18 protein-coding genes and 1 tRNA gene are annotated in these 19,846 nt (G+C 64.7%); 11 read left to right on the top strand and 8 right to left on the bottom strand.

Features of this window, described 5'->3' with window-relative positions; all coding sequences use genetic code 11:
- The first annotated feature begins 28 nt into the window (after window positions 1-28).
- The gene (locus C793_RS0112995; protein WP_051038372.1) at window positions 29-1,033 is read left to right on the top strand and encodes a GlxA family transcriptional regulator; all 1,005 of its coding nucleotides are present in this window, start codon (window positions 29-31) and stop codon (window positions 1,031-1,033) included.
- A 7-nt stretch (window positions 1,034-1,040) separates the two neighbouring features.
- Here the strand turns inward: C793_RS0112995 and C793_RS0112990 are convergent, their stop codons facing one another.
- A complete protein-coding gene (locus C793_RS0112990) occupies window positions 1,041-2,264 on the bottom strand; it encodes a TauD/TfdA family dioxygenase (protein WP_017431383.1) in 1,224 nt (407 codons plus the stop codon).
- 159 nt (window positions 2,265-2,423) lie between these two features.
- Window positions 2,424-3,377 carry a GlxA family transcriptional regulator gene (locus C793_RS0112985; RefSeq protein WP_017431382.1) on the bottom strand — a complete coding sequence of 318 codons (954 nt, stop codon included), beginning with the start codon at window positions 3,375-3,377 and terminating at the stop codon, window positions 2,424-2,426.
- Between the two features lie 210 nt (window positions 3,378-3,587).
- On the opposite strand from C793_RS0112985, the gene C793_RS0112980 reads away from it, so the two are divergent.
- Window positions 3,588-4,550 carry a GlxA family transcriptional regulator gene (locus C793_RS0112980; protein ID WP_017431381.1) on the top strand — a complete coding sequence of 321 codons (963 nt, stop codon included), beginning with the start codon at window positions 3,588-3,590 and terminating at the stop codon, window positions 4,548-4,550.
- A 33-nt stretch (window positions 4,551-4,583) separates the two neighbouring features.
- On the opposite strand, the gene C793_RS0112975 is transcribed toward C793_RS0112980, so the two are convergent.
- Genes C793_RS0112975 through C793_RS0112965 form a run of 3 tightly spaced genes read right to left on the bottom strand, consistent with a single transcriptional unit; the run spans window position 4,584 to window position 6,906 of the window.
- Complete coding sequence (locus C793_RS0112975; RefSeq protein ID WP_017431380.1) at window positions 4,584-5,045, bottom strand: thioesterase family protein; 462 nt, start codon at window positions 5,043-5,045, stop codon at window positions 4,584-4,586.
- Window positions 5,045-6,001, bottom strand: a complete 957-nt coding sequence (locus tag C793_RS0112970; protein ID WP_017431379.1) for an L-carnitine dehydrogenase — start codon at window positions 5,999-6,001, stop codon at window positions 5,045-5,047. Before C793_RS0112970 ends, C793_RS0112975 begins: the two co-directional genes overlap by 1 nt.
- Window positions 5,998-6,906, bottom strand: coding sequence for a beta-keto acid cleavage family enzyme (locus tag C793_RS0112965; RefSeq protein ID WP_017431378.1), 909 nt, complete (start codon window positions 6,904-6,906; stop codon window positions 5,998-6,000). Before C793_RS0112965 ends, C793_RS0112970 begins: the two co-directional genes overlap by 4 nt.
- A gap of 253 nt (window positions 6,907-7,159) precedes the next feature.
- Here C793_RS0112965 and C793_RS0112955 point away from each other — a divergent pair, with 253 nt between their 5' ends.
- On the top strand, window positions 7,160-8,527 hold the full coding sequence (locus C793_RS0112955) for an NAD-dependent succinate-semialdehyde dehydrogenase (RefSeq protein ID WP_017431376.1): 1,368 nt from the start codon (window positions 7,160-7,162) through the stop codon (window positions 8,525-8,527).
- Between the two features lie 112 nt (window positions 8,528-8,639).
- On the opposite strand, the gene C793_RS0112950 is transcribed toward C793_RS0112955, so the two are convergent.
- Window positions 8,640-8,716 (bottom strand) — tRNA-Pro (locus tag C793_RS0112950).
- A gap of 258 nt (window positions 8,717-8,974) precedes the next feature.
- Window positions 8,975-9,988, bottom strand: a complete 1,014-nt coding sequence (gene ispB, locus C793_RS0112945; RefSeq protein ID WP_017431375.1) for an octaprenyl diphosphate synthase — start codon at window positions 9,986-9,988, stop codon at window positions 8,975-8,977.
- Between the two features lie 380 nt (window positions 9,989-10,368).
- On the opposite strand from ispB, the gene rplU reads away from it, so the two are divergent.
- The 8 genes from rplU (at window position 10,369) to C793_RS0112900 (ending at window position 18,153) form a co-directional block, all read left to right on the top strand.
- Window positions 10,369-10,680 (top strand): 50S ribosomal protein L21, encoded by a 312-nt coding sequence (rplU, locus tag C793_RS0112935; RefSeq protein WP_017431373.1) that lies wholly within the window; start codon window positions 10,369-10,371, stop codon window positions 10,678-10,680.
- A 31-nt stretch (window positions 10,681-10,711) separates the two neighbouring features.
- Window positions 10,712-10,969: a 50S ribosomal protein L27 gene (gene rpmA / locus C793_RS0112930; protein ID WP_017431372.1), complete on the top strand. Its 258-nt coding sequence runs from the start codon at window positions 10,712-10,714 to the stop codon at window positions 10,967-10,969.
- 173 nt (window positions 10,970-11,142) lie between these two features.
- Entirely contained in the window at window positions 11,143-12,336 is a 1,194-nt protein-coding gene (cgtA, locus tag C793_RS0112925; RefSeq protein WP_017431371.1) for an Obg family GTPase CgtA, read from the top strand.
- An 80-nt stretch (window positions 12,337-12,416) separates the two neighbouring features.
- A complete protein-coding gene (gene proB / locus C793_RS0112920) occupies window positions 12,417-13,571 on the top strand; it encodes a glutamate 5-kinase (RefSeq protein ID WP_026106291.1) in 1,155 nt (384 codons plus the stop codon).
- Between the two features lie 188 nt (window positions 13,572-13,759).
- On the top strand, window positions 13,760-15,049 hold the full coding sequence (locus C793_RS0112915) for a sensor domain-containing diguanylate cyclase (RefSeq protein ID WP_017431369.1): 1,290 nt from the start codon (window positions 13,760-13,762) through the stop codon (window positions 15,047-15,049).
- 325 nt (window positions 15,050-15,374) lie between these two features.
- Complete coding sequence (locus tag C793_RS0112910) at window positions 15,375-17,111, top strand: putative bifunctional diguanylate cyclase/phosphodiesterase (RefSeq protein ID WP_051038370.1); 1,737 nt, start codon at window positions 15,375-15,377, stop codon at window positions 17,109-17,111.
- Window positions 17,112-17,186: 75 nt separating this feature from the next.
- Window positions 17,187-17,414, top strand: a complete 228-nt coding sequence (locus C793_RS0112905) for a DUF2835 domain-containing protein (protein ID WP_017431367.1) — start codon at window positions 17,187-17,189, stop codon at window positions 17,412-17,414.
- Between the two features lie 16 nt (window positions 17,415-17,430).
- Complete coding sequence (locus C793_RS0112900; protein WP_017431366.1) at window positions 17,431-18,153, top strand: glutathione S-transferase; 723 nt, start codon at window positions 17,431-17,433, stop codon at window positions 18,151-18,153.
- A 24-nt stretch (window positions 18,154-18,177) separates the two neighbouring features.
- Here C793_RS0112900 and nhaD read toward each other — a convergent pair whose 3' ends face one another.
- Entirely contained in the window at window positions 18,178-19,653 is a 1,476-nt protein-coding gene (gene nhaD, locus C793_RS0112895) for a sodium:proton antiporter NhaD (RefSeq protein ID WP_017431365.1), read from the bottom strand.
- Between the last annotated feature and the right edge of the window lie 193 nt (window positions 19,654-19,846).

Here is a 19,846-nt window from a genome sequence, read left to right as displayed (position 1 = left end):
AATCGACTTTTTGTTGATCATTTTAGCCATGAACGCCACTTTTGATGCCCCCTGGCCCTATCCGCGCCCCGACTCGCCGCCGCTTCTCTCGCCCGGGCAGGCCGAGTACACCCTGGACGTCTGGCTGTTGCCCAGCTTTTCGATGCTGACGCTGTTTTGTCTGCTGGAACCGCTGCGGGTCGCCAACCGCTTTGGCAGCGACCTCTTTGCCTGGCGGCTGCGCTCGCTCGACGGTGGGGGCGTAGTGGCCAGCAACGGCGTGCGTATCGAAGTCGACGGCGAGCTGGACGGAGTGGCCGACGGTGCCAGCCTGATGGTGGTGTCGTCCTACCAGCCGGAGGCCGAGGTAACCGCCCGGGAGCGTGCAGTGTTACGGCGCGTGGCGGCCCACGGGGGCTGGCTGGGCGGACTGGATACCGCGCCCTTTATTCTGGCGCGGGCCGGCGTACTGGAGGGCTGCCGGGTGGCACTGCACTGGGAAAGCGAACCCGCGTTTCGCCGGGAGTTTCCCCGGCTGGCGGTCAGCCCGTCGTATTACGAGCTGAGCGCCACGCGGCTGACCGGCGGCGGGGGTGTGGCAAGCATCGACATGATGCTTGCCTGGATCGGCATGGCCTACAGCACCGCGCTCGCCGATGCCGTGGGCCGGCAGCTGATCTACCAGCGCCACGAGCGTTCGCCGATGGATATCGACGCGCGCCAGGCCCATCTGCCGCGCAGCGTGGTCAAGAGTCTGACGGTGATGGAGGCCAACATGGCCCGGGCGCTGCCGATTCCCGACATCTGCCGGCTCGCCGGGCAGTCCCAGCGCCAGCTGACGCGGCTGTTTCGCGCGTATTTCGGCGAGACGCCCAAGCAGTGCTACCTGGGCATGCGGCTGGATCGCGCCCAGCAGCTGCTGGCCGGCAGCGGCTGTCGGACCACCGAGGCGGCGGTTGCTACCGGCTTTCAGCATCTGGCGCACTTTTCGCGCGCCTACCGAGCGCGTTTTGGCGAGCCTCCCAGGGAAACCGCAGCCCGGGAGGCAGACTGAGCGGTGCTCAGGCAGCGCCGTCCAGACGGCGCTGGCGGCGAGTGCGCTGGATCATGCGATAGCGTGAACGCACTTCGTCGCGCTCCATGTAGCAACCCTGCAGCCAGCGGTGGCCGGTGCTGCCCTCAAAGGCGTCCCGGGCGTGCAGCAGGCGGCGGTTGTCGAAGATCACCACGTCGCCGGGATGGTAGGTGAAGCGGATGGAAAACGCCGGGTCGCGCAGCAGCCCCTGCAGCGTCATCAGCGCTTCGTAGGCCGGCTCGACGTCCTCGAAAGCGGTTTGCAACGGACCGCGCAGGAAGTCGGCGATGCGCACTTCCAACAGCTCGCCGCGGGCATCGAGGCGAATCATCGGCTCGAACCAGACGTAGTCGGTGGTGCGCGCGGTGTTGGCGTAGCACCAGCGAACCCGGGTCAGCGTTTTCCAGGCCTCGGGGTGATGATCGCGCAGGGTCTCGGCGATGGCGAAGCCGTCCATCATCACCGCCTGGCCGCCTTCCACGCTGTTTTCCATGCAGTAGAGCATCTGCAGGCCGGGGTGATATTCCCGGGTGGGCAGGTCGACGTGGGGCGGCAGAGCGATCGACGTGTAGGCGTTGGAGTCGGGGTCGGGCTTGGCCTTGACGTCGAACAGCTGGCCGAAGTTGGTCGGCCGTACCGGGCCGATACGCCGCGCCAGCGACTCAATGGAATCGGGCTCGGTGGGCAGGTTGCGAAGCCGCACCAGGCCCTTGCCCAGCACGCTTTCCAGCGCCGGGGCGAGAATGGCTTCCTCGGCGTCGCTGTCCGGCTGGGTATCCAGCAGCCCGCTGGCGTCCAGGGTGTCGGGGCTGGCATCGTCGCCGCCCATCCAGGTAGTGACCGGCACCAGCGGCGCTTCGGGATCGGCGGCGTTGTCGTAGTCGTGTGCGCGCAGCCAGCCGGGGTGGAAGCGCAGACGGCGATCCTCGGGCTGGAAGGTGACGCAGAGCGCGCCGGCGTCGTCGATCTCAGCGGCGGTGACTTCCGGCCAGGCCGACAGAGTAGAGAGATCCAGGATACGCTCGCGGGTTGCCGGATTGACGGTGCTTTCGTCGGCGGCGTTTTCGCGCAGCCAGACGCTGTGATAGCGGCTGACGCGGCCGTCGCTCCAGTTCACCGTGACCAGGCGCGGGGTAAAGGAAACGTCGGTCAGCGGGGTATCGACCGGCCAGCTATCATAGTCGGGCGTAAGCGGCAGTTCGTGAGACATCGTGGAAGCTCCTGAGCGTCGTCATGGGGATCACTGCGCAGGATGCCAGCATCGGGCAGAGCGCTCGCGACCGAATTCGACGCTAACTGTGCACAATTCGACAGATGTGGTGCTGAACTGATGCGGTGTTGAACAGGTGCGGCGCCTGGCAGGTGTCACTCAGGGCAGCTCTCGCCAGGCACTGGGTGTCAGCCCGTGGCGCCGGCGAAAGGCGCGGGTAAAGCTCGACGCCGAGGCAAAGCCGCACGCCAGAGCAATATCCATCACGCTGTGGTGGGTCTCGCGGAGCAGGCGGAGGGCATGATTCAGCCGCCGGTCGAGATAGGCACGGCGCGGCGAGCATTGCAGGGAGCGGTGGAACAGCCGTTCGAGCCCCCGCCAGGACATCCCCAGCCGGTGGGCCAGCTCGCCGATGGTCAGCGGCGCTTCCAGATGCGCTTCCATCAGGTCGAGGGCTTCCTGCAGATCGGGGTCGTCGGGTCGGCCGGGCGCGCGCTGGCGGCTGGCCGGACGGCGCCCGGGGTCGTGGATCAGCTGGTCGCGCACGCGCTTGACCAGGGCGTCGCCGTGGCGGCGGCGGATCAGATCCAGGCTCATGTCGATGGCGGCGCTTCCCCCGGCGCAGGAGAAGCTCTCGGGGGTGACTTCAAAGATCGACTCCACCGCGTCGACCCGGGGGTAGCGCGCGCGAAAGTCGGGCAGCGATTCCCAGTGCAGCGTCACCGTCCGGTCGTCGAGCAGGCCGGCGGCCGCCAGCGCAAAGCAGCCGGTGTCCACGCCGCCGAGCACGCATCCCGCGGCGGCGCGCTCGCGTAACCCGTCAAGCAGGGCGTCATTGATGCCGGCATCCGGGGCAAAGCTCGCGCACACCGCCAGGCTGGGCACCGCCGGCGCTGCGTTCATGGCGTAGCCGGCTTCCAGCGTCATGCCGTTGGAGGCGGTCACCGGCCCGCCGTCCTGGCTGATGACATCCCAGTCGAACAGGCAGTTACCGCTGATGCGGTTGGCGATGCGCAAAGGTTCCACGGCCGAGAAGAACGCGACCATGGCAAAGCGCGGCAGCAGTAAAAAGCCGATGCGTTCCGGGGTAGTCTCGGGGGCTTGAAGTCTCATGGGTGCGGGCCGGCGTCGTGGCGTCGTCGTGGTTGCCGATGGTGGGGCGTGTCGACTCTGGGGTCGTGCCGATTGTAGAGACTGCGCGGGCGGTTGCAACGATGCCCTTGTCGGGTCGGCGTCGGGCGGCCAGTATAGCGGGCTTTCCTTTTTCCTTTTTCCTTTTTTCTGTGTCCTTGTTTTTTTCCATTTGCTTTTGCGGTCTGTGCCATGCGCCTTGACTACTTCGGCCCCACTCCCGAGCCGGTGGGCTTTCTGCTGCTGCCGCGATTCTCGATGATGGCGTTTTTCTCGGCGGTGGAGCCGCTGCGCATCGCCAATCGCATCAGCGGCCGGCCGCTGTTTGACTGGTCGCTGATCAGCCAGGGCGGCGAGCCGGTAACCGCCTCCAACGGCATGACGCTGCTGGCCGATCAGTCCATCGGCCAGACGTATTCGCTGTCGTCGCTGGCGGTATGCAGCGGCTTTGCCCCCGAGCACTCTGGCGACCGGGCGCTGGTGCGCTGGCTGCAACGCCTGGACGCCGCCGGCATCGCGCTGGGCGGGCTGGATACCGGCTGCTTCCTGCTGGCGGCGGCCGGGCTATTGGCGGGCGAGCGGGTAACGCTGCACTGGGAAAGCCTGCCGGCTTTTCATGAGCGTTTTCCCGCCATTGCCACCTCCGATGAACTGTTTGAGCTGGGCGAGCGGCGGTTTTCCTGCGCCGGTGGCACCGCAGCCATGGACATGGCGCTGCACGCTATAGCGCGCCGTCACGGGCAGCGACTGGCGGTGGACGTGTCCGAACAGCTGGTGCACGCGCGCATTCGCACCCGCCACGACCAGCAGCGCATGACTCTGGCGCGGCGCCTGGGAACGCACAACCGGCGGCTGATCGATGCCGTGAACCTGATGGAGCATCATCTCGAAGCGCCGCTGGCGCTCACCGAGGTGTCGCGTCGCAGCGGCGTGTCGCTACGCCAGCTGCAGCGGCTGTTCGAGGAGACGCTGGAGGCGTCACCGAAAGGGTATTACCTCGCGCTGCGCCTGGAACGCGCGCGCTACCTGCTGGAGGAAACCGACATGGATATTCTGGCGGTGGGAGTGGCCTGCGGCTTTGCCTCGGCGTCGAGCTTTACCCGGGCATTCCGCGCGCACTGGGGGGTGCCGCCGCGCCGGGCACGCCGTCGCTGACGGCATACCCGGCGGGTTGGCGCTGAAGGGAAGTCAGCCCCGGGCCGGCGGCAGGCCGATACGCCGGCCGGCGAGTCGCGGCCAGTCATCGCCTGCGCCGGGCAGGGTGGCAATGGCTTCCGCCACGGCCTCGGGGAAGGGCGCCGGTCGGCCGGCGTCGCTGTCGATGCCCATCAGCATCTGCTCGCTGCTGGCCAGCAGGTTGTCCTCGGCGTCGTGCAGCGTGAAGTAGACGTGCAGCCGCTTGGCGTCGCGGTCGAGCAGCGTGACGTCCACTGTCAGCGGCTGGCCCTCGTGGGCTTCACGGCGATAGCACAGGTGCGTTTCCAGCGTATAGATGGTGTAGCCGTGCTGTTGGCAGCCGTGTTCGTCCAGGCCGATGGCGACCATGAGCTGCTCGACGCCCAGGGAAAATACCCGGGCGTATTCGGCGTCGTTCATGTGGCCGTTGTAGTCGACCCATTCCGGCGCGACACGGGTGTTGAGCAGCGCCATCAGATACGCCCTTCGAGGCCTTCGGCCTCGGGCCAGTATTTCTGTACCAGACCCAGCAGTTCGACCAGGAAGTCGTCGCGGCGGCGATCAAGCGTGGCCACGGAACGACCGGCGGCCTGGTGCTCGCAGCCTTCCACCACCTTGTCGATGAGCCCATCGGTCAGCTCGGGCGCTTCGAGTTTGGTCCAGGGCAGCTTCAGCGCCGGGCCGAACTGCTCGAGCATGTGACGCATACCCGCGTCGCCGCCTGCCAGGTGGAAGGTCAGGAAGGTGCCCATCAGTGACCAGCGCAGCCCGCAGCCGTAAACCACGGCGGCGTCGATTTCCTCGGTGGTGGCTACGCCATCGTTGACCAGGTGCAGCGCCTCGCGCCACAGCGCTTCCATCAGGCGGTCGGCGATGTGGCCTTCGATTTCACGCTGCACGACCAGCGGGCGCATGGCCAGTGCCTGGTAGAGCGACCGGGCGCGCTCGGTCTGCGCCGCGACGGTGGCTTCGCCGCCCACCAGCTCGACCAGCGGCAGCAGGTAAACCGGGTTGAAGGGGTGCGCGACGATCACGCGTCCGGGCGCATTGGCGCAATCCTGCTGGAGATCGCTGGGCTTGAAGCCCGAGGTGGACGAGCCGATGATCGCTTCGGGCGCTGCCGCGGCGTCGATAGCGGCGAGAATCTCGCGCTTGAGCTCGATGCGCTCGGGCACGTTTTCCTGGATCAGGTCGGCGCCTTCCACGGCCGCTTCCAGGCTGCCGACGAAGGTCAGCCGCTCGGGGTCGGCGCCCTCGGCCAGCCCGGCGCGGGTCAGCGAGTGCCAGGCATTGGCGACGAATTCCCGGGTGCGCGCCTCGGCGCCGTCTGCCGGATCGAAGGCGACCACGTCCCAGCCCTGGGCCAGCGCCCGGGCGATCCAGCCGTTGCCGATGACGCCGGTGCCGATAACGGAAAGTTGCTGGCTCATGCCTCACCTCCCACGGTCTTGCCGGTGCTCGGATCGCGCAGTTTCAGGTGCGCGCGGGTTTCGGCCGGGGTCATGACGCGTCCGCCGAGATTTTCGATGAGGCCGCCGGCTTTCTCTACCAGCTGGCCGTTGGTCGCCATCACGCCTTTCTTGAGCATGAGGTTGTCTTCCAGGCCGACCCTGGCGTGGCCGCCGAGCAGCATGGCCTGGGCGACCATGGGCATCTGGTGGCGGCCGATGCCGAAGGCGGCCCAGTTGGCGTTGTCCGGCAGCTTGTTGCGCATGGCCTGCATGGTCTCGGTATCGGCCTCGGCGCCCCAGGGAATGCCCAGGCACAGCTGGTAGAGCGGGTCGCCGTCGAGCAGGCCTTCCTGCTGCAGCTGGCGGGCGAACCAGACGTGGCCCAGGTCGAAGCATTCCAGCTCGGGCTTGACGCCGGCTTGCTGCACCAGGCGGGCATGCTCGCGCAGCCAGTCGGCGGTGTTGATGTAGACCATGTCGCTGAAGTTGAGGCTGCCGCAGTCCAGGGTGCAGAGCTCGGGAAGCAGCTCGCCCACCGGTGCGTGACGCTCGGCGGGGGTCTGGATGTCGGTGCCGGGGCCGCCGCGGGTGGGGTCGTTGGCGTCCGGGGTCCAGTCGCCGCCGCCGCCGGCGGTGATGTTCATGACGATGTCGGTATCCGCCTCGCGGACGCGCTCCATCACCTCGCGGAAGTGGTCGGTAGAGTGGCTGATGCCACCGGTTTCCGGGTCGCGGACGTGGATGTGCGCCACGCTGGCGCCGGCGCGGGCGGCTTCGATGCAGCTGTCGGCGATCTGTTGGGGAGTGACCGGCACGTTGGGATTCTTGCCGGTGGTATTGCCGGCGCCGGTAACGGCGCAGGTGAGGATGACATTGCGGTTCATGGGGACCTCCTTCATAAAGTGGCGCCAGTATCCGCAATCCGCTCCGCGCCTGACATGCATAAAGCGACGTCAAATTGACATAATGCGCCACAATGCCCACCTGTTCGGCGGGCAGGGCTATCGCCGTCCGGCGAGCGCGCTATGATAGGGTCGGCTCGCGCTCGTATCCTGCACCGCTGTTACCAGAACGATCTTCAGCAACACGATTTTCAGTAACACGTTCCTCAGCAACACTGCTTCAGGGAGGCCGTTCATGGCTGACTACTCCGTTATAAACCCGGCCACCGGCGAAAAGCTGGCCGACTATCCCACGGCGACCGATGCCGATATTCAGCAGGCGCTGACCAGCGCGGCGAGCGCGTACCGCCAGTGGTCGCGCGATGTCGATGTCGCCGGTCGCGCAGCGTGCCTCAAACAGGTGGCGGAGCTGCACGCCGAACGCCGGGAAGCGCTGGCCGAGATTATCGTGCGCGAAATGGGCAAGCCCGTTGACCAGGCGCGCGAGGAAGTCGATGTCTGCGTGGATATCTACCGCTACTACGCCGACAACGCCGCGGCGTTTCTCCGGGATGAGCCCATCGACTCGCCCGCCGGCGGCTCGGCCTTTATCCGCCGTCAGCCCCTTGGCGTGCTGACCGGCATCATGCCGTGGAACTTTCCGCTGTATCAGGTGGCGCGCTTTGTGGCCCCCAACCTGGCGCTGGGCAATACGATTCTGCTCAAGCACGCGCCGCAGTGCCCCGAGTCGGCACTGGCGCTGGAGCGTCTGTTTATTGATGCCGGCCTGCCCGAGGGCGCCTACGTCAACATTTTCGCTACCAACGCGCAGGTGGCCGACGTGATTGCCGACCCTCGCGTTCAGGGCGTGTCGCTGACCGGTTCCGAACGTGCCGGCGCCGCTGTGGCCGAGCAGGCAGGGCGCCATCTGAAAAAGGTCGTGCTCGAACTCGGCGGCTCGGACGTGTTTCTGGTGCTCGACACCGACGATATCGATACCGCCGTGGAAATGGCCGTCGCCGGGCGGCTGGGCAACAACGGCCAGGCCTGCAACGGCTCCAAGCGCATGGTGGTGATGGATCACCTCTACGCCGAGTTCGTCGAACGCTTTGCCGCCGCCATGACCGCGCAACGCCCCGCTGATCCAACCGTCGACGGTGCCATGCTGGGGCCGCTGTCGTCGGCAAGCGCTACCCGCAATCTGCAGCAGCAGGTGCAAAAGGCGCTCGATCAGGGCGCCGTGCTTCGCGCCGGCGGGGCCGATCCCGAGGACAACTATTTTGCTCCCACGGTGCTCACCGACGTTACCCCGGCAATGGACGTTTACCACGAGGAACTGTTTGGCCCCGTCGCTGTGGTCTATCGGGTTGCCAGCGAAGACGAAGCCGTGGAACTGGCCAACGCCTCGCCTTACGGGCTCGGCGCCATCGTCATTTCCAGTGACGAGCCAAAGGCGCTGCGCGTGGCCGATCGCCTGGAGGTAGGCATGGTTTACATCAACGAAGTCGGCGGCGAGTCGGCGGAGCTGCCCTTTGGCGGGGTCAAGCGCAGCGGCTTCGGGCGCGAGCTGGGCTCTCTGGGCATGGACGAATTCGTCAACAAGAAGCTTATCCGGGTGACATGACCCTCGAATGCCCGGCTTGTAGGCCGGGCAGCGTGCCATGAATGTGGCATGCACCAGAAGCGGGAACCAAAAAAGGGCCTGCGCCGTGGCGCAAGCCCTTTTTTCATCTGTTTGGTCGGAATAGCAGGATTCGAACCTACGACCTCTGCCTCCCGAAGGCAGCGCTCTACCAAGCTGAGCTATATTCCGTGATAATGGCACTTGTGAACGCTCGTCATGAGCATTCTGTGCGTCAACACGGCAGCACTATACGTCGCTTGCGGTGGTCTTTCAAGCTTTTTCCAGCTGCTGGTTATGTCCAGAGAGCCGGGGACAGGTCGGCGAGGGGTTCTACGCCAGGGATGGCGTAGGTAGCGTCCAGGGATGGATTTATAGCGCCCTTCGCCGACCGGTTGACGGCTCGCCCAGGCATTGAGCTTAACGTTGATAGCCCTGCTGGCGGGCCGGTCAGGTCGTGCGCTCCACGGCGGCGCGGGCCAGCTGCTGCATGGTGTCGCGGAATTCGCTGGGTGGCAGGGTATTCAGCTGGGAGAGCGCCTTGTCGGCCATCCGGTTGGCGTAGTCGCGAGTGTCGTCGAGCGCGCCGGTGGCGTGGACAATGTCGAGCACTTCATCCAGCCGGTCGAGTCCGCCCTGGCGGATGGCCTGGCGGATCAGTTTGGCCTGTTCCGGCGTGCCTTTTTGCATGGCGCGCAGCAGCGGCAGGGTAGGCTTGCCCTCGGCAAGATCATCGCCGACGTTCTTGCCCATGGCGTCCGCGTCGCCCTGATAGTCGAGCAGATCATCGACCAGCTGGAACGCCAGCCCCAGATAGCGGCCGTAGAGCTTGAGCGCTTCTTCCTGCTCCGGCGTGGCCTCGGCGATGACGGCGCCGGTTTGTGAGGCCGCCTCGAACAGCTGGGCGGTTTTGCCCTGGATGGTGGCGAAGTAGTCGTCTTCGCTGACCGAGGGGTTGCCGATGTTGGTCAGCTGGCGGACTTCGCCCTCGGCGATTACACAGGTGGCAGCGGAGAGAATTTCCATGATGCGCATGGAGCCCACGTCGACCATCATCTGGAAGGAACGCGAGTAGAGAAAGTCGCCCACCAGCACCGAGGGCGCGTTGCCCCAGGCGTCGTTGGCCGTCTGTTTGCCTCGGCGCAGGCCGGACTCGTCGACCACGTCGTCGTGGAGCAGCGTCGAGGTGTGCATGAATTCGATCAGCGTGGCAAGCGTAATGTGCTTGTCGCCGCCCCGAGTCTCGCCGCCGTAACCCAGCGCGCGGGCGGCCAGCAGCACCAGCAGCGGCCGCACGCGCTTGCCGCCGCTTTTGACAATATAGCCGCTGATGGCCTCGACCAGCGGCACCCGGGAGCTGAGCTGCTCGGTCATGGTGCGGTCGACCGCCGCAAAGTCATCGGCGACTGCCGCATGTAGCGGTGACGAACTGGCAGGCGTTGAGGCGGGGGTGTCGGTGGTCATGGATTCCATTCAATGCGGCAAAGTAGGGCCGGCGTACGAAGAGGAAAAGCGCAGTGGCACAAAAAGGGAAAAGCGGCCACACGCCCGACGCCGGGAAAAACGGATGAAGGTCATGCTATGGGGGCGCCGGGTGGGCGTCAAGGTGCCGGCTACACGGCATGAAGGCGGCCGGGTGCTTGATGTTGGCGGGTGGTTGTGGTTGTGCCGCGACGAGGCTATAATGCGCGCCCGCTCGTCATGCTCCCTGTCAGATGGCTGCCAAAAGGGGCGCCACTCGCCGCAGGTCGATCGTGCGCGCATCGAACAAGAGCCAGGCGCGATGAGCGTGGCGGCAGCGCCTGATGGCCTGCTGCCATTGTAATCCGTTCCGGAGTAGAGACATGTACGCAGTAATCAAGAGCGGTGGCAAGCAGTACCGCGTTCAGGAAGGCCAGACGCTCAAGCTCGAAAAGCTCGAGCGCCCCACCGGCGATACCATCGAGTTTGATCAGGTGCTGATGGTTGACGACGGCAACGACGTCAAAATCGGCACGCCGTCCGTCAGCGGCGCCAAGGTGACCGGCGAAGTGATCGATCACGGTCGCGGTGACAAGGTCCGGATCATCAAGTTTCGCCGCCGCAAGCACAGCATGACCCGCCAGGGCCATCGTCAGTGGTACACTGAAGTCAAGATCACCGGAATTACCGCGTAAGCGGTTATTTTCCTTCAAGGAGGTATTAACCATGGCACACAAGAAAGCCGCCGGTTCCACACGTAACGGTCGCGACAGTGAATCCAAACGCCTTGGCGTGAAGCTCTTTGGTGGCCAGGCGGTAACGCCGGGCAACATCATCGTGCGTCAGCGCGGCACCAAGTTTCACCCCGGTGCCGGCGTGGGTATCGGCAAGGATGACACCCTGTTTGCTCTGAACGAAGGCGTGATCCAGTTCGAGAAAAAGGGTCCGAAGAACCGCAAGTTCGTCAGCATCGTGTCCGCGTAAGCGACACCGCTGCCCGCGAACTCAAAGCCCCGCCACGGCGGGGCTTTTTTGTCCGGGTAGGCCGTGTGGGGCACGTATTGTGGCAAACCGGCCCGGACCGCAGAATGCAGGAACGGTAGCGGTGGGGCTGCCACGATTACAACCGGCGGCGAGAGCGGCCAGGAGCAACAACCATGCAGTTTCTCGATGAAGCCTCGGTGATTGTCGAGGCGGGAAATGGCGGCAACGGCTGCTTGAGCTTTCGCCGCGAAAAATACGTGCCCAAGGGCGGCCCGGACGGTGGTGACGGCGGCCACGGCGGTAGCGTTCACCTCATCGGTGATGAATCGCTGAATACGCTGATCGACTTCAAGTACCAGCGTTTTTACAAGGCGGAAAACGGCCGCCCCGGCCAGGGCCGGCAAATGAGCGGGCGCGCCGGTGACGATCTTCACATCAAGGTGCCGGTGGGCACTACGGTCATTGATGAAGATACGCTGGAAGTCATTGCCGATGTCACCGAAATAGGCCAGGTTGTGCTGGTGGCCGAAGGCGGTCGCCGGGGGCTGGGCAACATTCATTTCAAGTCGTCCACCAATCGTGCGCCGCGGCGTACCACACCGGGCACCGACGGCGTGCGCCGCAACCTGCGCTTCGAGATGAAGGTGATGGCCGACGTGGGGCTGTTGGGGCTGCCCAACGCGGGCAAGTCCACGCTGATCCGCGCGGTGTCGGCGGCCAAGCCCAAGGTAGCCAACTACCCGTTCACCACCCTGGTGCCGAACCTGGGCGTGGTGCAGCTGGGGCTGCACGAGCACTTCGTCATGGCCGATATTCCCGGCGTGATTGAAGGCGCCTCCGACGGCGCCGGGCTGGGGCTGCGCTTTTTGAAGCACCTGACGCGTACCCGCCTGCTGCTCCACGTGATTGACGTCGCACCCTTTGATGAGTCCGATCCGGTCGCATCGGCAAAAGCCATTGCCCGGGAGCTGACGGAGTTCTCCCCGGCGCTGGCCGAGCGGCCGCGCTGGCTGGTATTGAATAAGCTCGACCTGCTGCCCGAGGAAAAGCGCGGCGCCTGCGCGGAAGCGATTGTTCAGGAGCTGGGCTGGGAAGGGCCGGTGTTCAGCCTTTCCGCCATCAGCCAGGAGGGCACCCGGCCGCTGGTTGAGGCGGTGCACCGCTGGCTTGTCGAGCAGCAGCGCCTGGAGCACGAGGACGACGCCGTGCGCGCTGAAGAGCGGGCCATGCGCCGGCGCATGGATGAGGAGTCGGTGGAGCGCACCGAAGCTCGCCTGGGCCGCAAGCGCAAGCCGCGCGACGACGAGGATGATGATGACGACTTTGACGACGATGATTACGACGTGGCGGTGGAGTACGCGCCCTGATCGCGCGCTTCGGCCCTGAGCCACGCAACGGATCGCACCGTCGACGTTTACACCGCCAACGATAGAGGGAAGGGAGCCGCATCGTGAACAATGAGCAGCAGCCGGGGCGCGAGGCGCTGTCGCAGGCGCGGCGGGTCGTCGTCAAGATCGGCAGTTCATTGCTGACCAACGACGGCCGCGGGCTGGATGAGGCCGCCATCGGCGACTGGGTCGACCAGATTGCCGCGCTGCATCATCGCGGCGTCGAGGTGGTGCTGGTATCGTCCGGCGCCGTGGCCGCGGGGATGTCGCGGCTGGGCTGGCAGGCACGCCCCGGCGAGGTCCACGAGCTGCAGGCCGCTGCCGCCGTGGGGCAAAACGGCCTGACCCAGTGCTACGAGCAGCACTTTGCCCGCCACGACGTGCTGACCGCGCAGATCCTGCTGACCCACGATGACCTTTCCAACCGCAAGCGCTACCTCAACGCGCTCTCGGCGCTGCGGACGCTGGTGGAAATGCGCGCGGTGCCGGTGGTCAACGAAAACGACACCGTGGTCACCGATGAAATCCGCTTCGGCGATAACGACACCCTGGGCGCGCTGGTGGCCAACCTGTTGGAAGCCGACGCGCTGCTGCTGCTCACCGATCAGGAAGGGCTGTTTGACGCTGACCCCCGCCATGACCCCGACGCCGGATTGATCGCTGAAGGCCGGGCCGACGATCCGCGCCTGGCCGATGTGGCCGGCGGTGGCGGGGCGCTGGGGCGCGGCGGCATGAGCACCAAGGTGCGCGCCGCCCGGCTGGCCGCGCGCTCCGGTGCCGTTACGGTGATTGCCAGCGGCCGTCGCCCTGGCGTGCTGACCCAGCTGATGGCGGGCGAGCCGCTTGGTACGCTGCTGCGCCCGGTGCAGGCGCCGCTGGCGGCGCGCAAGCGCTGGCTGGCCGGCCACCTCAGAGTGCGCGGCACCCTGACACTCGATGCCGGCGCGGTACAGGTACTGCGCGAACGCGGCTCCAGCCTCTTGTCGGTGGGTGTGAGCCGGGTGCAGGGGGCGTTTCGTCGCGGCGACATGGTGGCCTGCGTGGATGCCCGGGGCACCCTGGTGGCCAAGGGGCTGATCAACTACGGAGCCGACGAGGCGCGCACCCTGGCCGGCCAGCCCAGCGACCGCATCGAGGCGCTGCTGGGCTATGTGGAAGCGTCCTCGCTGATTCACCGGGACAATCTCGTGGTCATTCGCACGGCATCGCCATAAGGCGCCGGCGCGCCGCTGTGGCTTGATGTACGTCAAGCTCCGGCCGACTAACTTTCCTCAACCTCCTCAAGCGGTAGGCGCGACGATAACATCCGGTTACGGTTGTTTATTATTTTCCTGCTCTGTCTCCCGGTTGCGGGCACGGCAGGCAGTCGGTCACTGTCGGTCACTACAGGAGGGCGGCGGCCATGGACAAGCCACCCCTGAAAAAGGCGTTTACCCGGTCCGGCGGCAGCGGCCAGGCGGACCTGCAGGAACGCTTTGAACAGCTCTACATCGCCGTCGAACAAAGCCCCGTGGCCACGGCGATTACCGATACCAACGGCCATCTGGAATTCGTCAATCAGCGCTTTCTGGATGTGACCGGCTATGCCCGGGAAGAGCTGCTGGGCAGGACGCCCGCGGTCATCCAGTCGGGCGAGACCCCCGATGCCGTCTACGACGATCTCTGGTCCACCCTGCAAGCCGGGCGGATATGGGAAGGCGAGCTGTTGAACCGGCGCAAGAGCGGCGAGCTCTATCGCGAAGTTCAGACCATTACCCCGGTGAAAAACACCAGCGGCGACATTGTCAGCTATGTGACCATCAAGGAAGACGTGACCCGCCGCCGCGCCCAGGAGCGTGAGCTGCGCCTGATGGCCGCCGCCTTCGATACCGGCCAGGCGACGCTGATTACCGATACCAACATGGTAATCCGCCGGGTCAACCAGGCCTTTACCGATATTACCGGCTACCAGAGCCACGAAGTGATCGGGCAAACGCCCCGGCTGTTCAAGTCCGGGCGTCACGACGTCACCTTCTATCAACGGCTATGGCAGACGCTGGTGGACACCGGCCACTGGCAGGGAGAGATCTGGAACCGCAACAAGTATGGCGATATATACCCGCTGTGGCAGTCGATCAGCGCGGTTCCCGACGCCGACGGTCAAGTGTGCCACTACGTTTCCGTCTTCCACGATATTGCCGAGCGCAAGCGCATGGAAGAAAAGCTGGAAACCCAGGCGATGAACGACCACCTCACCGGCGCCTACAACCGCCGGGCCTTTGACGCCGCGCTGGCCCGCTGCGTCAACGAGACGCAGCCCTTTTCCCTGCTGCTGTTTGATATCGACCACTTCAAGCAGGTGAACGACACCCACGGCCACGATCGCGGCGATCTCATCCTTCAACAGCTGGCGCAGTGCCTCAGTGGCTGTCTGCGCGCCAGCGACCTGCTGGCCCGCTGGGGCGGAGAAGAGTTTGCCGTACTGCTGCACGGCACCGGCCACCAGGGCGCCTGGGTGCTGGCCGAGCGGATTCTGCACAACGTGCGCGGGCAGACGTTTTTCGGGCACCGCATTACGGTGAGCATCGGCGTTGCCGAATACCAGCCGGACGAAACGCACGAATCGCTCATCAACCGCGTTGACCAGGCGCTGTACGCAGCCAAGCATCGCGGGCGCGACACCGCCGTTGCCTCCGAGCCCGCCTCGGTATGACGATGGGCGCCGCGATAATTGCCCTCGGGCATACGGCGCGGGGCATGGCGGGCGCCGCTAACGCGTGTCGGCGTCGATCCTTTTGACACGTCATCCGGTGTAAAGGGCCCTATAAACAGGCCCGATAAACAAGCCATGTAAAAAGATCATGGAAAAAGGTCATGGAAAAAGGACATATAAAAAGGTTATAGAAAATCGTTGTGCAGTGCTTGCATAAAATGCTGATATAAAACAATCATGTAGATTGATTGGGTAGCAGCGTTCAGGCAGACCCATACAACAACAACCGCCGGCCCCGGCGCCAGGCAATCCAGGGAGCAATGGCATGTGCCCACCGACGTTGCAACGTCCGGTGTCCAATGACACAGACGCCGTTACCGACACGGTGTTTCATCAGGCCAATGAGGCGCTGATCATCACCGATGCCCATAACCGCGTTACCCACGTCAATCCGGCCTTTACCCACCTGACCGGCTATCTGCCCGAAGATATTCGCGGCAAAACCCCCGACGCCTTCAGCATTCTGGCGCAGGACAACGACACCAGTGCGGTGCTGGTTCAGGAAGAGCTGCGTCGTCACGGCCAGTGCAAAACCCGTGTGACCTATCGTCACCGCGATGGCGAGCTGTACCCGGGGCTGATGTCGGTGCGCGGTGTCCGCAATCACCAGGGCGAGCTCTCGCACCACGTCGCCGTGCTGGCCGATCTGTCGGTTATCCCTGCCCAGGCGCGGCATTTGAGCCGCGAAGTGTACTTCGACGCGCTCACCGGCCTGCCCAACCTGCAGCTGTTGACCCAGCTGATTCAGGAATCCATGGACTATGTCGACCGAAACGACCTGCGGCTGGCGATTTGCACCCTGGATATCGATTTCTTCAAAAAGGTCAACGATGTCTTCGGCAATGATATCGGCGATGTGCTGCTTTCCAGCTTTTCGCAGCGCATCAGCCACATGCTGTTCGGTGATGACATCATGGCTCGCGTCGGCGGCGATGAATTCGTGCTGTTGCTGCATCATCCCGTGGATGACGATTACTTCCGGGAGTTGCTGGCGGCTATTCGCAAACCGCTGATGATCGAAGGGCGCAGCCTCCAGCTCTCGGCGAGCCTCGGGGTGACGCTGTACCCGCAGGACGCCGCCCAGGGCGACGTCCTGCTGCGCCACGCCAACCAGGCCATGTACCGCGCCAAGCAGCGCGGACGCGATACCTGGCACGTTTTCGACCCGGAGCACGACCGCCAGCTACAGGTGCGCAACGAGCAACGCCAGCGCTTCCATGATGCCATCAGGGAGGACGAGCTGCGCCTGCACTATCAGCCCCAGGTCGATATGCACAGCGGCGAAGTCGTGGGCGTCGAGGCGCTGGTGCGCTGGCAGCATCCCCGCGAGGGGCTGCTGTCACCGGCGGCGTTCTTGCCGGTGATCGAAGCGACCTGGCTGGAAGTCGACCTGGGCGAATGGGTGTTGGATGCCGCGCTGCAACAGCTGGTGCAGTGGCAAAAGGAAGACATCGCGCTGCCGATCAGCGTGAATATCAGCCCCACCCACCTGCTGGACGATCGCTTTAGCCGGCGGCTGGGCGAAATGCTGGCCGACTATCCGCAAGTCTCGCCCGGCATGCTCAAGCTGGAAGTGCTGGAAAGCGCCGCCCTGCACGATATCGAAGCCGCGCTGGAAACCATGGCGTACTGCCAGGCGCTGGGCATCAGCTTTGCCATTGATGACTTCGGCACCGGCTTTTCCTCGCTGACGCACATGCGGCGGCTGCCGGTCAGCCTGATCAAGATCGACCAGAGCTTTGTCCGTGATATGCTGACCGACCTCGACGACATGGCCATCGTCGAAAGCGTGATCTACATGGCCAATCGTTTCAGCCGCCCGATGCTTGCCGAAGGGGTGGAAACCCTGAATCATGCCCGGGCGCTCATAGCGCTTGGCTGCCCGCTCGCCCAGGGCTATGGTATTGCCCGTCCCATGCCGCCGGCCGCCATGGCACCGTGGCTGGTCGACTGGCAGGAACGCGAAGAGTGGCTCACCCTGGCCACGATGCCCGAGCCCTGAGCGCCGCCGGTGTGGCCGCCGGTATGACGTGGGGCTGACGTTAACGCCCGGAACCGGTATCTGTATTCCACACCCATGCCCAGTATTGATGTCGTCATTGACCTGACATACGACGAGTGTCTGGCCTACTACGCCGGCAGCGTTGCCAACGTGCGTACGCGCAGCCTGGACGGGCGCCGCGTAGTATTTCCGGCCGAGGCGCTGCGCCGCGTGGTAACCCGTGACGGCGTACACGGCCTGTATCGGCTGACATTTTCCCCGGAGGGGCGCTTTCAGCGCATTCAGCCGCTGGCGCTCCGCTGATTTCGGAGTTCCCCCCATGATTCGCCTCCATCATCTGGAACAATCCCGCTCGCACCGCATCCTGTGGCTGCTGGAAGTGCTCGAGCTCGACCATGAGCTGGTGGAATACCAGCGCAACGCCGACGGTCTGGCGCCGAGTTCGCTCAGGCAGGTGCATCCGCTGGGCAAGTCGCCGGTGATTACCGACGGCGAACAGACCGTGGCCGAATCCGGCGCCATCATCGAGTATTTGCTGGCGCACTATGGTCAACAAGGGCATGGTCAAGGGCATGGCCAGGAGCATGGTCAAAGGCGCTGCCAGCCGGCAGCCGACGATACGCAGGGCTGGGTCGATTACCGTTACTGGCTGCACTACGCCGAGGGCTCGCTGATGCCGCTGCTGGTGATGCAGCTGATCTTCGGCAAGCTGCCCGGGCAGTCGCCCTGGCCGGTCAGGCCGGTCGTCAGAGGTGTGAGCAAGGCGGTCAACCAGCGGTTTCTGACGCCGCAGCTCGACCGTCACCTGGCGCTGATCGAGGCGCACCTGGCCCGGCATGGCGAGTTTGCCCCGGGCTGGCCGAGCGGTGCGGATATTCAGATGAGCTTCCCGCTGCAGGCGCTGGGTCTGACGCGAGCGCTGGATGACGCGGGCAACGGCTATCCGGCCATTGCCGCGTTCATCCAGCGTATTGAAGAGGACCCGGCCTGGCAGCGAGTGGTCAAGCGTGTCGGGCCGGTGAGGCTGCCCGGCCAGGCGTAGCCGGACCGGGCGTGAGAGGCTGTGTTAGCCGATGGCGAAGCTGTCGGCGTTGAGCCAGAGGTGAACCAGAATGCTGGCAATGTAGCCCAGCATAATCACCGGCATCCAGCGCAGGTGCCCCATGAAGGTGTAGGCGCCGCGCGCATGGCCCATGACCGCGACGCCGGCCGCCGAGCCGATCGACAGCAGGCTGCCACCGACGCCGGCGGTCAGGGTAATCAGCAGCCAGTGGCCGTGGGACATGTCCGGCTCCATGGTCAGCACGGCAAACATCACCGGTATGTTATCCACCAGCGAAGAAACCGCGCCCAGGGTGACGTTGGCCCAGGTGGCATCCCAGCTGCCGTACAGCGTTTCCGACAGCAGGCCCAGATAGCCCATGAAGCCCAGACCGCCGACGCACATCACCACGCCATAGAAAAACAGCAGCGTATCCCACTCGGCCCGGGCAACCCGGCTGAAAACATCGAAGGGCACCACGCTGCCCAGCTGGGCGAGCTTTTTGTCATCTCCCCGGCGGCTGTAGCGTTCGCGCTTGCGCGCCAGCGAGCGGGGCAGGCTCTGGCGCAGGTAGTAGCCGAAGAACTGCAGGTAGCCCAGCCCGGTCATCATGCCCAGCACCGGCGGCAGGTGCAGCAGCGTATGGCAGAGCACCGCGGTCACGATAGTCAGCAGAAAAAGCAGCACGATGCGGATGGCGCCGCGCTTGAGCGAGACATCCTCAAGCACGCTTGAAGGTTTGGCGCTCTTGATGAACAGGCTCATGATCACGGCCGGCACGAGGAAGTTGACCAGCGAGGGCACGAACAGGTTGAAAAACTCCTGAAAGCCGACCAGCCCCGCCTGCCATACCATCAGGGTGGTAATATCGCCAAAGGGGCTGAACGCGCCGCCGGCGTTGGCCGCAATCACCACGTTGATGCACGCCAGATTGATAAACCGCTTGTCGCCTTCGGCCACTTTGGTGATAACCGCACACATCAGCAGTGCCGTGGTGAGGTTGTCGGCAATCGGAGAGAGCACAAAGGCCAGCCCCCCGGTAATCCAGAAAAGCGTGCGGTAGCTGAATCCCTTGATCAGCATCCAGGAGCGCAGCTTGTCGAAAACGCGACGCTCTTCCATGGCGTTGATGTAGGTCATGGCCACCAGCAGGAACAGCATCAGCTCGGTGAACTCCAGCAGCGTCATGCGAAACGCATGCTCGGAGGCCGCGCTCATGCCGTTCTGCACATACACCCAGCCAATCAGCCCCCAGATAAGGCCCGCCGCGACCAGTACCGGCTTGGACTTGCGCATGTGGATCTTTTCTTCGGCAATGACCAACAGGTACGCAAGCACGAAGATCGCAACGGCAAACAGGCCGATCCCCTTGCCTGTCAGGTCAAGCTCGCCGGTTACCGCATAGCCGGGCAGGCTGACCAGCAGTAACGGAGCGACCAACAAAAAAGGCCAGCGGCGAAGGGATCGCGGCTGGCGCAGAAGCATGGCTAGCTGTTTCATGACGACGTTTTTCCTTACGGCCGGACATCAAGAGAAAGCGTATTGCGCCGGCTATGCTATCAGGCGTCCCGGCCATAAGATACGTAAGAAAAGCGAATGAACAACGGCCTTAACGTGTTGATTCAGTGTTTTTTCTGGAAATTAGCCGTTGGTGGAATAGCATCTTTCAGCCCCTTGGCGTAAACCTGATAGA

Source organism: Vreelandella jeotgali Hwa, from assembly GCF_000334215.1.
Classification (GTDB): domain Bacteria; phylum Pseudomonadota; class Gammaproteobacteria; order Pseudomonadales; family Halomonadaceae; genus Vreelandella; species Vreelandella jeotgali.
The sequence above is the reverse complement of the archived record's forward strand: the minus strand, read 5'-3'. Positions and strand labels throughout refer to the sequence as shown.